Raw genomic sequence first — 13,721 nt, 5'->3', positions numbered from 1 at the left:
GGCCATTGCCTGATGTCAGGCCGCACGACCTGTGCGGCCTGCATCGTTCCCGTTTTCGCAAGAGGTGGTTGTGACCCTACCGGAAAATATCGAACCTGCGCCGGAGTCGGCGAGGTCCGCAGTGCGTGATGAACTGCTCGCCTGCCTGCAAAGTATCGCCCTTGCCCATGATCATGGTGTTACGGCCGAGTCCCTCACGGCGGGCCTGCCGCTCGAGGATGGCAGGCTGACGCCGGGTGTCTTTCCCCGTGCCGCAAGCCGGGCAGGTATGACGGCAAGAATCGTCAAGAGTCGCCTGGTGCAACTCAACCCGGCCCTCTTTCCTGTCGTTCTGCTGCTCGAGCCGGGACGGGCCTGCGTGCTCGTTGCCCTGGATATCAAGGCGCGGCAGGCAAAGGTGATCTTCCCCGAACTGGGGGATGCCGTCACCGACGTGAAGCTCGATGGCTTGCTTGACAGCTACAGTGGCCAGGCCATCTATGTACGTCCGCGTTTCCGTTTCGACGAGCGTGGCCCGGAAGTGAAGAAGCAGCGGGCGCGCCACTGGTTCTGGGGTGTCATTCGCGAGAATCGCAAGCTCTACCGCGATGTCATTATCGGCTCCTTCCTGATCAATCTCTTTGCGGTGGCGATGCCACTTTTTGTGCTCAATGTCTACGATCGAGTGGTGCCCAACCAGGCGACGGAGACGCTCTGGGTGCTGGCAGCCGGGATCTTCGTCGTGCTCTGCTTCGACCTGGTGCTGCGCTTGATGCGCAACGCCTTCGTTGATCTTGCTGCCAGTCGGGCCGACGTAAAGCTTTCCTCCTCCATCATGGCCCGGGTATTGGGCCTGCGCATGGAGTCCCGGCCGGCTTCCACTGGCTCCTTCGCGGCCACGCTGCAGTCCTTCGAATCGATTCGGGCCTTCATCGGCTCGGCAACGGTGGTCTCCCTGGTCGACCTGCCGTTCGTGCTGCTGTTTGCCGGCATCATTGCACTGATCGGCCCGCCATTGGTGCTGCCCGTGATTGTCGGCATCCTGTTTGTCCTGCTCTATGCCATGGCGGCCCAGGGCAAGCTACATGAACTGTCCGAAACCACATGGCGGATCGGTGCGCAGCGCAATGCCACGCTGGTAGAGTCGATCTCGCACCTGGAAACCGTCAAGACTCTGCGTGCCGAGAGCCGTATCCAGGGATCCTGGGAGAAGGCGAGCGCCTTTCTGTCGCGCACCGCGGCTCAGTTACGCCTGGTCAGCTCTTCGGTCACCAGCGTGGCGCAATGGGCGCAGCATAGCGTTGCCGTCTGCGTGATCATCATCGGCGTCTACCTGATCATCGATGGACAGCTGACCCAGGGGGGGCTGATCGCCGCCTATCTCCTCTCCTCTCGGGCCATGGCGCCGGTCAGCCAGGCAGCGGCGCTGTTGGCGCAGTATCACCAGTCATCCACGGCCTTGCAGTCGCTCAATGGGGTGATGGAGCGACCGGTGGAGCGGCCGGAAGGCAAGCAGTTCATCAGCCGGCCCGTTATTCGCGGTGAAATCCGCTTCGACAAGGTGACGCTGCGCTATCCGGATGAAGAGCGCGATGCGCTGCGCGATATCTCGTTGAAGATCGAGGCCGGCGAAAAGGTGGCCTTGCTGGGGCGGGTAGGGGGTGGCAAGTCGACGCTGAACAAGCTGATGCTGGGCCTCTACCAGCCCACCGGCGGGGCCGTCCTGGTCGATGGGGTGGACATTCGACAGTTCGACCCTATCCAGCTGAGGCGCCATATCGGTTATGTACCCCAGGATGTGAGCCTCTTCTTTGGGTCGCTGCGTGACAACGTGGTGGCGGGCGGCGGTAGCGATGGGGTGGACGATGAAGCGCTGCTGCGTGCGATCGAGCTGGCCGGCCTGCAGGGCCTGGTCAACTCGCACCCCCACGGCGTGGACCTGCAGGTGGGCGAGCGCGGCCAGTCGCTATCCGGCGGCCAGCGCCAGGCCGTTGCCATTGCTCGCGCGCTGGTTCACGACCCCCAGATACTGCTGCTGGATGAGCCGTCCAGTGCCATGGATCATGCCAGCGAGGAGACCTTCAAGGCGAACCTGAAGACCTATGCAAAGGGCAAGACCATGGTCGTCGTCACTCACCGAACGTCGTTGCTGTCGCTGGTCGACCGCATCATCGTCATCGACGCCGGCAAGGTGGTCGCCGATGGTCCTCGCGACAAGGTGGTCGAGGCCTTGCGCAAGGGACAGATCGGGAGGGCAAGCTGATGGCTAAGCAGAAAGGCCCCACGGCTGAACAGCAAGGCTTCGAGGCAATCGGACGGTTTTCCGAGGTGGGCGGCAAGCCGTTTCGGCCGTTCATCGATCGTCTCTTTTCCCGGCGGGTCACATCGGCCCACCTCAATCGCGACTGGGCCAGCGACGCCGACTGGGCGCGCATGCAGCAGGACCCGATTCGAGCGCGGGCCTTCCTCTACACCTTTGCGCTTGCCGTGGCGGCGCTGATCACCTGGTCATACTTCGCCTCCATCGACGAAGTGACGCGTGGCACCGGGCGGGTAATACCCTCAAGCCAGCTGCAAAAGGTGCAGACCTTCGACGGCGGCGTGGTACAGGAGATCCTGGTTCGGGAAGGGCAGCTGGTGGAGGCGGGTGAAGTGCTGATGCGCATCGACCCCACGCGCTTTGTTGCCACTTTTAGAGAGAACCGGGCCCAGGCCCTGACGCTAAAGGCCCGCGCCGAGCGCCTGCGCGCGTTGATCACGGATACCCCGTTCGATCCCGATGAAGAATTGCGTGTCGAAGCACCCCATATCGTGGCTCAGGAGCGGGAGGTCTACGAGAGCCGCCGCGAAGAGCTACGTGAGCAGGAGAGCATACTTCGCGACCGGGTCCGCCAGCGCGAGGAGGAGCTCAACGAAGCGAAAGCACGGCGGGATACCGCGCAGCGGGAGGCGAACATGGCCGGCCAGGAGCTGAACCTGACTCGGCCGCTGCTGCAGTCCGGCGCCGTTTCCGAAGTGGACATCCTGCGGCTGGAACGGGAGGTGTCCCGGGCCACCGGTGAGCGCAACCAGGCGGCTTCGGCGGTGGCACGGCTCGAGGCGGCGGTGGAGGAGTCCAGGACTCAGCTACGTGAACTGGGTATCGAGCGGCGAAGCGACTGGCGTAACGACCTGGCCCAGACCATGGGCGACCTCAATGCGCTGGATGAGTCGAGCGCCGGTCTCGAGGATAGGGTCCGCCTGGCGGAAGTGCGCTCCCCCGTGGCTGGCGTGGTACAGCGCCTGGCGATTAATACCATCGGCGGCGTTGCGCAAGCCGGCCAGGAAATCGTGGATATCGTGCCCAGCGACGACCAGTTGCTGGTCGAGGCGCGAATCGCTCCACAGGACATTGCCTTCCTGCGCCCCGGTCAAGCTGCAACGATCAAGTTGACCGCCTATGACTTCGCCATCTATGGCGGCCTGCAGGCCGAATTGGACCATATCAGTGCCGATACCATCACCGACGATGAGGGAAATACCTTCTACCTGGTTCGCGTGCGGACGGTCGAGGGCGAGGAGCTCGCAGATGAACTGTCGGTGATACCCGGCATGACTGCCCAGGTCGATGTCATGACCGGCAAGCGTACCGTGATGCAGTACCTGCTCAAGCCCGTTCTTCGGGCATGGAGCGATTCTATGGGAGAGCGTTGATGGCACATTTCTTCGTTTGTCACGGGCGCGACGAGATTCCTCGCTGGCGCATGGCATTTCCCGAATCCAGCTGGGTGGGGCCGACCCAGGCCCTGGAGCAGGTCGGGCGGGGGGATCTGGCATGGGTCATGAGTAACCTTGACGGCTGGGACACGCTGGTGCGGGATCTCGGGAGCCGAGGCGCAGTTCTGGTTGTGCTGAGCTACTCCCCGGCCCCCGAGGAAGCCTCACGAGCCCTGAATGCCGGCGCCCGCGGCTATGCCCACGCGCTTTCCCCTGCGGTACTGCTGCAGCAGGTGGCGCTGGTTACCACCAACCAGGGCATCTGGGTATTGCCCGAGTTGTTGAATAGCGTGGTAGCAGGCACCTTCAAGGCACTGGGAGGCCATGCTCGCATGAACGGCGACTCTCTTTCGGCGCTGACCGAACGGGAGCGTACAGTGGCTCTCGCCGTGGCCGAAGGTAAAAGCAACAAGGTCGTCGCACGGGAACTCGATATCACCGAACGTACCGTCAAGGCGCATCTGGGGGCGATTTTCCGCAAGCTGGGGGTCCGGGATCGCATGCAGCTGATTCTGCAGTTAGCCAAGCAAGAGGCTAAAGTGCTTGATATGGATCAATAAGGCTTGGTATTTCTCGCTGAGTTCCGTAGCTCTGGAGGCTGACTGGCGGCATGATGGCTGGTAACACAACGTAACTCATTTTGTGTCACTGGCCACTGCCTTCGGAGGGCCTCGTCATGAGCATTGCAACCATTCACTCTCTGCAAGGACAGGCCTGGGCGAGAAACACTGAGGGACAGCTCCGAGAGTTACGCTTGGGTGATTCTCTCGAGCTGGAGGAGGTATTGGTGACCTCGCCCGGGGGCCAAGTGCTTCTCACCTTTCCTCAGGCAGGCGAGCCGGTTCTGGTAGGAGGCGGTACGGAACTCCTGATGAGCCAGAGCCTGGCAGACGGTGATCAGGACCCTGACAGTGCGACCCTTGATGATGCGGAACTAGATAGCTTTCTCGCCGCTCTCGACGATCCCGCTATTGACCTGCTCGATATCCTGGACCCTGCCGCAGCAGGGCTTGCTGCTGGTGGCGGAGAAGCGGGTGGGCATGGCTTCGTGCGTCTGCCGCGTATTGTCGAGAATCTCGATCCAGCGAACTTCGAATTCGGCCAGCCGGGGGTAGCAGAAAATGCGCCGCCCCCGAGTGAAGGTATTGCTGGCACCGTGCCGGAAGACGCCTCTGAAGCTCCCCCTGTCCCCGATGATGTCGATGATTCGACAGGCCCGGCAGATCCAGTGGATCCTGATGACCCGGACGACCCGGACGACCCGGACGACCCGGACGACCCGGACGACCCGGACGACCCGGACGACCCGGACGACCCAGACGACCCGGACGACCCCGATGTCCCGATGATCCTTTCCTTCTCAGGCCATACTGTTGGTGCGAGTGACGGGCAAGGCACCCTGGGCAATGCTCGAGAGCTCAAGGAGACCGGCTCGCAGAGCGCCGCGGCGGTGCTCTTGCCATCCGGCTTTTACGCCGTCGATCATCAGGGCAACAACGACCCGGATGCCATAGAGGCCGGCGAAGCGCTGTTGTTCGAGCTGAGTGGCCTCGCCATGGCAGCCACCTTTGAGCTGTTCGGTTCTCTCCATGGCGCGACCTATAACCTCTACGACAGCGACGGGGCGTTCTTCTACAAGGGAAGCCTGGAAGATCTGGCGATGCAGGATGGGCTCGTTGTCATCGAGCATTCCCTCCCGTTTGCCTTCATCGCCTTTCTCGGCGGCACGACCGGCCCCGGTCAGTCCGGCTCAGGAAGTGCCTTCTCGGTAAGGCCTGTCGAACTTGATCCAGCTATTGCACCAGACACAGAGTCTCTCGATGAAACCAGTGTCGAGACCTTCGGCTGGGCGTTGGGTGGAGAAGATGAGGAACCTCTCTCTCCAGAGGAGAGCGTGTCCAGTTATCGGTTGGGCGAGGGGGATTCGCTTGACCTGCGAGAATTGCTCACCGAATGGGATGGTGACAATGAAACGCTGGAACACTTCCTACAGGTGACGGCGGCGGAGGATGGCGACACTCATTTACACATCAGCGCCAGTGGCGCCTTTGATGACGGAGAGCTGTATTTCGCCGACCAGCTGATTCTGCTGGAAGGCATCGCCTATCACGGCAACGTTTTACAACAGCTGATTGAAGACAACCAGATCGAAATCGAGTAGCCGATAGCCTGCTTGATCATGGCCAGAGGGCCCGGCACCTGTGAAGTGCCGGGCCCTCTGTGTATTACAAGCTTTCCCAGGGTTGCCACCTGCCTGTCCCCCTGTCCATCAGTCCAATACAAAAGCAACGATACGTAACCTAATGTGACTGCATAAGCCAGTAATGGGCCTGCCCTGGATATTCCCGGTGGACCCTTTCAGGCACCGATAATGATCAAGTCCGCAGGGAGTCACCACATGAGCATTGCTACTGTCGTATCCATTTCCGGTCAGGCCTGGGCGCGCGACGCCGATGGCAACATGCGTGAGCTACGTGTGGGTGACACCCTTGCAGAGGGGGAGTCACTGGTCACGTCCGATAACGGTCGCGTCGAGCTCGATTTTGCCGATAATCTGGACCCGACCGTTATCGAAGGCGGCCAGGTCGTTGCCATGTCGCCGGAACTCGATGCCGACCTGCCTGTAGACGTCGGCGAGTTCAGCGCCCTGGATGAAGACCTGGAGGCCCTGCTCGCCGCCCTGGACGATGACGACATAGACCTGCTCGACGTGCTCGATGCCACCGCGGCCGGTGCTGGCCCGGGCGGTGGCGCCGACGGCGGCCACAGCTTCGTGCAACTGGCCCGTATTGCGGAAGGTGTCGACCCGCTGGCCTTCGAGTTTGGCTTGGGCGATCTTGATGGGCCGCCGGAAACCGAAGGAGCGGACCTGCTGCTTGCCGAGGCGGAAGAAGAACCGGTAGAAGCGGAAGAAGTGGTTATTGCCCCCACTGCCGGTGAATTTGAAATTCTCCTTTCCGACCAGCTGCTTAACACGGAAGAAGGCTCTACCACGTCGGGCGTGCTGCCCTTCAGCTTCGGTTCCGGTGGCGGTGGCAGCGTCACCTTTGCCGGCATGGATGGCGTAGAAAGCCAAGTCGGACAGGAAAACCTGATTTTCAGCTGGGATGCGGACTCCAATACGCTCTCTGCTTTCTCCGGTGATCGGGAAGCACTGATCTTTACCATCGAAGTCAATCCCGCTACCGGCGAGTTCACCGCCACCCAGCACACCAACCTGCTGCATGAAGAGGGCCTGGATGAGGCACTGGCCGGACTGATCTATACCGTGACGAGTGGCAGCGGGACGGCGACGGGTACGCTGAACATTACCATCGTCGACGACGTGCCGACGCTTGCCCTCAGCGACGTCGACCTCAGCGAGGTCAACTTCGAGACCCAGGACAGCGAGCCCGTTGACGGCACCTCGGTGGCCACCGCCAGCGTGGCCGCGGCCTTCAGCNTTGTGGTGGGGCCGGGGCTTGGGCAGGGCGCCTGGGGACAGGGCATGCTCCAGTCATCGCTGATGTCAGGATTGCCTCTGGTGGTGGATGCCGACGGCCTCAATCTGCTTGCCGGCCGCTGGGCCGAAGAGCGGCGAGACGACTGGATACTGACACCGAGACCCAGGCATTCCCCGGAGTGGCGTCCGTTTCGCGGACCGCTGTCACCGGCCAGTCGTCGGCAGAGCCTGGTGATTCTTCAGGGCCTGTTTGCCTGGCTGGTCGAGGCGGGCTGGGTGGCACACAATCCCTTCCGCCTGATGCGTGACAAGCGCCGTCGCCTCGACAACCGCCAGTCCAGGATCGAGCGCTACCTGGAGCGCCCGCTGTGGGAGTGGCTGTGGCAATGGCTGGAACGGCCGCTGGAGGAGGGTGCCGGTGCGAAGGCGCGCTTCAATCGTTCTCGACGTCGCATGATCTTCGGCTTCGCCTACCTTCTGGCGCCGCGGATCAGTGAAATGGCGGCGACACGCATGGATGACTTCGTCATGCGGGAAGGGCGCTGGTGGTGGCGGGTCGTGGGCAAGGGCGACAAGCTAGCGTACATTCCCGTGCCGCAGGACATGCTTGCATTGCTGGGGGAGTGGCGAGCCGGCCTGGGCCTGGCACCCTTGCCGGAGTCCGGCGAGGATACGCCGTTGCTGCGCGGCCTGAATGGGCGCCGCGGCCTGGGCGACAACCAGCTCTATCGCCTGATTCGCGAAGCCTTCAGCGATGCCGCCGAGGCCCTGGAAGCCGAGCAGGGCGGCAAGGCGCAGGTGCAGCGGCTGCGGCAAGCGACACCTCACTGGCTGCGGCATACGGCGTTGACGCACCAGGCCCAGGCCGGCGTGGAGCTTCGCTACCTGGCGAGTACCGCGCGGCACTCCCGACTGGATACCACGGCTCGCTACCTGCACGCCGAGGATGAGGAGTGGCATCGCCAGTCATCGCTGCACGGGTTGCCGGTTGGGGCGGACGAACCCCTGGATGAATCGGTATAATGGGCACATGCCAACCACGGAGTTCCCATGACGACTGAAGCCACCGCCGAACAGGCGCAGCAGGAATTGCTGGATGAGTTCGAGATGTTCGACAACTGGATGGATCGCTACCAGTACATCATCGACATGGGCAAGCAGCTACCGGCGTTCCCCGAGGAGTGGAAGACGCCCGAGCGCAAGATCCAGGGCTGCCAGTCGAATGTCTGGATGCACTATCGGCGCGAGGGGGACATGCTCCACTTCGATGCCATCTCGGATGCGGCCATCGTGTCAGGCTTGATTGCGGTACTGCTGCGCATCTACAGCGGACGCCCCGCTGGGGAGATTTGCGCCACAAGCCCGCACTTCATGCAGGACCTGGGCCTGGACAAGCATCTCTCGCCGACGCGCAGCAACGGGCTGCACGCCATGCTGAAGACGATCTACGAAGTGGCGGCGCGGGAGGCGGCCTCTGCCTGACGCGAGGCCGCGGGGCGCGCCGCGATGTGGCGCACCCGCTCCCGCGCAAGAATACCCTCGGCATCCAGGCTACCGATCGAGACGTCAGTCGCGACCGGTATCTCACCCGCCAGTTGCAGTGCCTGATAGCGCCCGCAGCAGACTCTCAGGAAGGAGGCGAAGTTGGCGGGGTCATGTCCGGCTTCCGTGCATTCCCGTGAGAGCTTCGCCACCAGCTGATTGAGCGTGAGACCGTCGCGCCTGCCGACCTCTTCCAATACCGCCCAGAAGAAGCGTTCCAGGCGAACGCTGGTGGAGACCCCGTCGAGCCGCATGGAGCGGGTCTGAGGCTGCCAGAGACCCGGCTCTGCGCCGATGAATAGTCTGCACATGCCGTTTCCCTCCCTCGCTGGCCCGGCCGACATTTCCATCATGGCGTCGGGCGCGAGCCAGGGCAAGTGGCTGGAAGTGAACCTCGCTTAAGAACCCTTCCTGGGAGCCTTTCGGATTGGCGCCTATAGCTCGATGCGTGTCTCGAGAACGACCAGGAACTGGGCGAGCCACGCTGGGTGAGCAGGCCAGGCCGGGGCGGTGACCAGCTTGCCATCGGTCACGGCATCGTCCACGGCGATGTCGGCGTAGCGCCCGCCGGCCAGCTCCACTTCGGGGCGGCAAGCAGGGTAGGCTGCGCAGGTGCGGCCTTCCAGTACCCTGGCGGCCGCCAGAAGCTGGGCTGCGTGACAGATCGCCGCCACCGGCTTGTCGGTATCGAAGAAATGACGCACAAGCTGAATGACCTTGTCGTTCAGGCGCAGGTATTCCGGGGCGCGACCGCCGGCAATCACCAGGCCGTCGTACTCGGCGGGATCGATATCCGCGAAATCGGCATTGAGGGTGAAGCGGTGTCCCGGCTTCTCGGTGTAGGTCTGGTCGCCCTCGAAGTCATGGATGGCGGTGGCAATGCTGTCGCCGGCCCGCTTGTCGGGACACACGGCATCGACACGATGCCCCACGGCCTGCAGGGCCTGGAAAGGCACCATGGTCTCGTAGTCTTCGGCGAAATCGCCACATAGCAAGAGCAAACGTTTGGCGGACATTGGCGTATCTCCTGATCGGCTCGTTGTGGTTGGGTTGCCGTTGACCAGTCTGGCACGGCCGAGCTGAAGGAGGGTGTTAGCGGGCTACTACAGGGTATCCATGATTCAGAGATGACAGTAGGGCTTCAGCGCTCCGAAGCATGTCCGGTGCAACGGCAGCGGAAGTCCTGGTCGAGCTCAGGGTCGTCGCGGCACAGCTGCTCGCTGGGCCCGCCGGGTACCGGGTCTATCCCACCTTCGCTACCCGGGTGGCAGCGCACGATTCGGCGAGCGGCCAGCCAGCCTCCCTTGAACGCCCCGTGAATCTTGATCGCTTCCGCCGTGTAGTGGGAGCAGCTGGGCCAGAAGCGACAGCGGGGACCCAGCAAGGGGCTCAAGGTGATCTGGTAGAGCTTCACCAGGCCAAGCATGAGCAGGCCGAGCCCGCGAGCCAGCAGACGCCCCAGTCGATGGAGCCAGGCTGCCAGGCAATTCATCGCTCAGCGTCCCTCCTGGGGCTTCTGGTAGAGCGTATCGGGGTCGATCAGTGGCTCGCTATTGATCCGCGCGACGTCATTCTCCAGCGCCACGTAGAAGCAGCTGCGCCGCCCGGTATGACAGGCGGGACCGGTTTGCTCCACCTGCAGCAGCAGGGTATCTCCGTCACAGTCGAGGCGGGCGTCGCGCAGGTGCTGTTGCTGGCCGGAGGACTCTCCCTTGCGCCACAGCTTGTTCCGCGAGCGCGACCAGTAGCAGATCCTGCCGGTATCCAGCGTTTCTTCCAGCGCCTCCCGGTTCATCCACGCCATCATCAGCACCTCGCCGCTGTCATGCTGTTGGGCGATGGCGGGGATCAAGCCGTCGGCGTTGAAGCGGATGGCAGCAAGAATCGCGGTTAGGGGGCGTTGTGCGTTGAGCTCGGCCCGTTCGAGTTCCTTGAAGGTATTGACCATAACGGTTCCACAATACGGTATTGAGCTCGGGCACTGACGTCAGGCGCGAGCAGTGGCCTTTAGACAGACATCACAGCTACCCAGCAGCTCGATGGTCTGGCGTTCGACGCGAAAGCCGAAATGGCGCGCCTGAGTGTTGAGCTGATCGTTGACCTCATCCAGATGCAGTTCCTCGACCCGACCGCAATGGCGACAGATCAGCAGCTGAAAGCCGTGTGCATGTTCGGGGCAGGGGCAGGCCACGTAGGCGTTCAGCGACTCGATGCGATGCACCAGACCTTGCTCGATCAGGAAGTCGAGGGCGCGATAGATCGTCGGGGGGCGAGCGGCGGCATGCTCGACGGCCAGGCGGTCGAGAAGGTCGTAGGCCTTTATGCCACCGGTGGCTCCGGCGATCATTTCCAGGACGCGCCTGCGAATCGGGGTGAAGCGTACTCCGTGGCGCTGACACTGTCTTTCTGCCTGTTGCAGCAGGCTATGTGAATCGGTCATGGGTGACCCGATGCTGGGAAGATTGTCCCATTCTACGCGCTGGACAGAGGGGCGGCCAGCGGCTGGGGGCGAGGAGCCATATTCTTAAGCTCTCCACAGCGAGCAAAGTGCAGTTGGGCAAAGGCTACGCGCTCTGCCACACCGAGGCCGGCAGGCTGCTTTTCGATCAGGTCCAGGCGTGAACGCAGGCCTTCCCCATTGGCCATCTGGATCGCGAGGCCGGGGCGGGCGTTGAGCTCCAGCAGCATGGGTCCGCGGTTGCGGTCAATCACCATATCAGTGCCGAGGTAGCCAAGCCCGGTCATCTCGAAGCAGCCGGCGGCCAGCTCCAATAGATTTTGCCAGTCGGGTATGAGCAGGCTGGCCAGCTCGTGTCCGGTATCGGGGTGCTCGCGCCGCGGGCGATCGAACTGCACGCCCCGCACGGCGGTACCCGAGGCGATGTCGAGCCCCACCCCCACGGCGCCCTGATGAAGGTTTGCCTTGCCGTCGGAGGCGGCAGTGGAAAGGCGCATCATGGCCATCACCGGGTAGCCTTGAAAGATGATGACGCGGATGTCCGGCACACCTTCGTAGGTGTACTCGGAGAGGTGCTCATCGAAGTTGATCAGGGCTTCGATCATCGCTACGTCCGGGGTGCCGCCCAGTGAATAGAGCCCTGACAGGATGTTGGAGACGTGTCGCTCGAGGTCTTTCAATTCCAGGCGTACGCCGCTGGGCTTGATGAAGCCGTCGCCATCGATGCGGTCGATGACGAGGATACCCTTGCCGCCGCTACCCTTGGCGGGCTTGATGACGAAGCCTTCGTGTCCCGCCACCATCTTCTGCAGTTGCTTGATGCCGAACTGAGTCGTCACGGTGCTGATCAGCGCCGGCGTCGTGATGCCGTACCGCTCGGCCAGCAGCTTGGTCTGCAGCTTGTCGTCCACCAGCGGGTAGAGCCGACGGTCGTTGTAGCGACCGATGTAGCGAATGTTGCGGCGGTTCATGCCGATGATACCGCGCTCCAGCAATTGGCTAGGTCTTGCCCACATGGTGTCAGTCCTCGGTAACAGGCTTGAAGCGCCGCAATTCGAGTAGGCGGTACCCTGTATAGTTCCCGAGCAGCAGGATCAGCGACATGATGATGAGCTGAACGCCAAGAAAATTGAAGGTGATGTGGCGGATCCAGGGGTTGTTCATGGCCAGGTAGGCCAATACGGCCGTGACCAGGCTGCCACCACCCTGAATGAGCACCTCCTTGGGACCTTCCTCTTCCCAAAGGATCGACATACGCTCGATGGTCCAGGCAAGGATGATCATCGGGAAGAAAGTGATGGTCAGCCCGGCATTGAGGCCCACGCGGTAAGAGAGCACCGAGAAGATCGAGATGATGGCGATGACCGTGATGATCACCGCCGACACTCGCGCGACCAGCAGGAGGTTGAGATAGGAAAGGTAGTTTCGGATTACCAGGCCGACGGCAACGATCAGGAGAAAGCCGATGAGCCCGGTGGGCAGGGTAGTCTGGATAAAGGCCAGTGCGATCAGCACCGGCATGAAGGTGCCGGAGGTCTTGATTCCCACCATGATCCGCAGGAAAACCACAACCAGCGCGCCGATCGGAATCAGCAGAATGGTCTGGAACAGGGCCTGCTCTTCGAGAGGGAGGCTATGTATAGAAAAATTCAGCAGGGTGTCATCGGCCAGCTGGCTGCGCACGGCGGCGGCGGCAGGCTGATTGCGTGACAGCATCGAGAAGGTCACCCGGGAGTTGGTTCCTCCCTGGACCTCCAGTACGGCACGACCGCCGCTCTCCCACAGCAGCAGGTTCTCGGGTTGTCCCTGTTGCCCGGTTGTCGGGTTGAAGATTGACCAATTGTCTTCGCCCGCAAAGACCTGGATCCAGGGGGTAAGCGTCTGGCGGCGACGTCCGTCTTCAAGGAGCAGCCCGCTGGCTTCGCGCGCGGGGACGCCGGCCTGGTTCAGCAGCCTGACCAGCAGCGTACTGCGATCGAACTGGGTCAACAGGAGTCGGGCGTTTTCACCCTGACGATCCTCGCTGAAGTCATGAATCAGCTCGCGGGCAAAGGTGTAGGGGTCGGCGCTTCGAGTCCAGGCGCGCTCGATTACCTGGGCGGCTGCAGTATCGTAGGGGCGCTCCCAGATCACTTCGCGCAGGGGGGGCACTGGCAACTCACGCTGACGTCGGTCCTCTGTCACCAGCAGGCGCGCCGAGTAGTAGAGTTGCTGGCTGCCGGCCGCTTCACGTATCGACCACTGGGCGCGGCGACCGGTTTCGTCCTGGAGAAACGACAGGCCATAGCCCGGTGAGGCCGTATTCTCGGTCAGGAGGCGATAGCCGCGCTGATGTTGGGGCAGGGCAAGGTCCACGCGTACCGGATCGCCCAGGGCGGTGAAATCGATGATTGCTTCCACTTCCCATATTGTTCGCTGCTCCCCCTGGGTCCAGGGAACCTCGAACTGGACGTGCCGATGCACGCTCATGCCGATGCCCACCACCATCAGCAAGCCTACAATAAGATAGAAGGGCAATCGTGACATGAAGCTTCCTTGTTGGGG

General features: G+C 62.5%; 13 protein-coding genes and 1 pseudogene. 7 read left to right on the top strand and 7 right to left on the bottom strand.

The features are described from left to right. Positions 1-70: 70 nt before the first annotated feature. The 7 genes and pseudogenes from LOKO_RS09645 (at position 71) to LOKO_RS09620 (ending at position 8,659) form a co-directional block, all read left to right on the top strand. Positions 71-2,242 (top strand): type I secretion system permease/ATPase, encoded by a 2,172-nt coding sequence (locus tag LOKO_RS09645; protein WP_066448278.1) that lies wholly within the window; start codon positions 71-73, stop codon positions 2,240-2,242. Continuing rightward, a complete protein-coding gene (locus tag LOKO_RS09640; RefSeq protein WP_066448277.1) occupies positions 2,242-3,672 on the top strand; it encodes an HlyD family type I secretion periplasmic adaptor subunit in 1,431 nt (476 codons plus the stop codon). Before LOKO_RS09645 ends, LOKO_RS09640 begins: the two co-directional genes overlap by 1 nt. Continuing rightward, the gene (locus tag LOKO_RS09635; RefSeq protein WP_066448276.1) at positions 3,672-4,295 is read left to right on the top strand and encodes a LuxR C-terminal-related transcriptional regulator; all 624 of its coding nucleotides are present in this window, start codon (positions 3,672-3,674) and stop codon (positions 4,293-4,295) included. Before LOKO_RS09640 ends, LOKO_RS09635 begins: the two co-directional genes overlap by 1 nt. 116 nt (positions 4,296-4,411) lie before the next feature. Next, entirely contained in the window at positions 4,412-5,896 is a 1,485-nt protein-coding gene (locus LOKO_RS09630) for a retention module-containing protein (protein WP_144439645.1), read from the top strand. 210 nt (positions 5,897-6,106) lie between these two features. Beyond that, positions 6,107-6,538, top strand: a pseudogene (locus LOKO_RS20630) (retention module-containing protein); the annotation flags it as partial. A gap of 252 nt (positions 6,539-6,790) precedes the next feature. Continuing rightward, complete coding sequence (locus LOKO_RS18850) at positions 6,791-8,200, top strand: tyrosine-type recombinase/integrase (protein ID WP_083517716.1); 1,410 nt, start codon at positions 6,791-6,793, stop codon at positions 8,198-8,200. A gap of 27 nt (positions 8,201-8,227) precedes the next feature. After that, the gene (locus LOKO_RS09620) at positions 8,228-8,659 is read left to right on the top strand and encodes a SufE family protein (RefSeq protein ID WP_066448272.1); all 432 of its coding nucleotides are present in this window, start codon (positions 8,228-8,230) and stop codon (positions 8,657-8,659) included. On the opposite strand, the gene LOKO_RS09615 is transcribed toward LOKO_RS09620, so the two are convergent. From LOKO_RS09615 to LOKO_RS09585, 7 genes are all read right to left on the bottom strand, one after another. After that, positions 8,623-9,030 carry a ribbon-helix-helix domain-containing protein gene (locus tag LOKO_RS09615; RefSeq protein ID WP_066448269.1) on the bottom strand — a complete coding sequence of 136 codons (408 nt, stop codon included), beginning with the start codon at positions 9,028-9,030 and terminating at the stop codon, positions 8,623-8,625. The genes LOKO_RS09620 and LOKO_RS09615 overlap by 37 nt on opposite strands. 123 nt (positions 9,031-9,153) lie before the next feature. Then, complete coding sequence (locus LOKO_RS09610) at positions 9,154-9,735, bottom strand: DJ-1/PfpI family protein (protein ID WP_066448266.1); 582 nt, start codon at positions 9,733-9,735, stop codon at positions 9,154-9,156. Between the two features lie 125 nt (positions 9,736-9,860). Next, positions 9,861-10,211 carry a membrane protein insertion efficiency factor YidD gene (yidD, locus tag LOKO_RS09605; protein ID WP_066448263.1) on the bottom strand — a complete coding sequence of 117 codons (351 nt, stop codon included), beginning with the start codon at positions 10,209-10,211 and terminating at the stop codon, positions 9,861-9,863. A gap of 3 nt (positions 10,212-10,214) precedes the next feature. Further along, the gene (gene hisI / locus LOKO_RS09600) at positions 10,215-10,667 is read right to left on the bottom strand and encodes a phosphoribosyl-AMP cyclohydrolase (protein WP_066448261.1); all 453 of its coding nucleotides are present in this window, start codon (positions 10,665-10,667) and stop codon (positions 10,215-10,217) included. A 39-nt stretch (positions 10,668-10,706) separates the two neighbouring features. Beyond that, positions 10,707-11,159, bottom strand: coding sequence for a transcriptional repressor (locus tag LOKO_RS09595; protein WP_066448255.1), 453 nt, complete (start codon positions 11,157-11,159; stop codon positions 10,707-10,709). Between the two features lie 32 nt (positions 11,160-11,191). Next, entirely contained in the window at positions 11,192-12,193 is a 1,002-nt protein-coding gene (locus tag LOKO_RS09590; RefSeq protein WP_066448252.1) for an alpha-L-glutamate ligase-like protein, read from the bottom strand. Between the two features lie 4 nt (positions 12,194-12,197). Further along, entirely contained in the window at positions 12,198-13,703 is a 1,506-nt protein-coding gene (locus LOKO_RS09585) for an inactive transglutaminase family protein (RefSeq protein ID WP_066448248.1), read from the bottom strand. Positions 13,704-13,721 lie beyond the last annotated feature (18 nt).

Source organism: Halomonas chromatireducens (assembly GCF_001545155.1).
GTDB lineage: Bacteria > Pseudomonadota > Gammaproteobacteria > Pseudomonadales > Halomonadaceae > Halomonas > Halomonas chromatireducens.
Note: the sequence above shows the minus strand (reverse complement) of the source record. Positions and strands in the feature narration are given on the sequence as shown.

Bases quoted from the DNA above. Each gene is read 5' to 3' on its own strand.
- LOKO_RS09640 (WP_066448277.1), top strand. From the start codon at position 2,242: ATGGCTAAGCAGAAAGGCCCCACGGCTGAACAGCAAGGCTTCGAGGCA.
- LOKO_RS09635 (WP_066448276.1), top strand. From the start codon at position 3,672: ATGGCACATTTCTTCGTTTGTCACGGGCGCGACGAGATTCCTCGCTGG.
- LOKO_RS09630 (WP_144439645.1), top strand. From the start codon at position 4,412: ATGAGCATTGCAACCATTCACTCTCTGCAAGGACAGGCCTGGGCGAGA.
- LOKO_RS09620 (WP_066448272.1), top strand. From the start codon at position 8,228: ATGACGACTGAAGCCACCGCCGAACAGGCGCAGCAGGAATTGCTGGAT.
- LOKO_RS09615 (WP_066448269.1), bottom strand. From the start codon at position 9,030: ATGTGCAGACTATTCATCGGCGCAGAGCCGGGTCTCTGGCAGCCTCAG.
- LOKO_RS09610 (WP_066448266.1), bottom strand. From the start codon at position 9,735: ATGTCCGCCAAACGTTTGCTCTTGCTATGTGGCGATTTCGCCGAAGAC.
- yidD (WP_066448263.1), bottom strand. From the start codon at position 10,211: ATGAATTGCCTGGCAGCCTGGCTCCATCGACTGGGGCGTCTGCTGGCT.
- hisI (WP_066448261.1), bottom strand. From the start codon at position 10,667: ATGGTCAATACCTTCAAGGAACTCGAACGGGCCGAGCTCAACGCACAA.
- LOKO_RS09595 (WP_066448255.1), bottom strand. From the start codon at position 11,159: ATGACCGATTCACATAGCCTGCTGCAACAGGCAGAAAGACAGTGTCAG.
- LOKO_RS09590 (WP_066448252.1), bottom strand. From the start codon at position 12,193: ATGTGGGCAAGACCTAGCCAATTGCTGGAGCGCGGTATCATCGGCATG.
- LOKO_RS09585 (WP_066448248.1), bottom strand. From the start codon at position 13,703: ATGTCACGATTGCCCTTCTATCTTATTGTAGGCTTGCTGATGGTGGTG.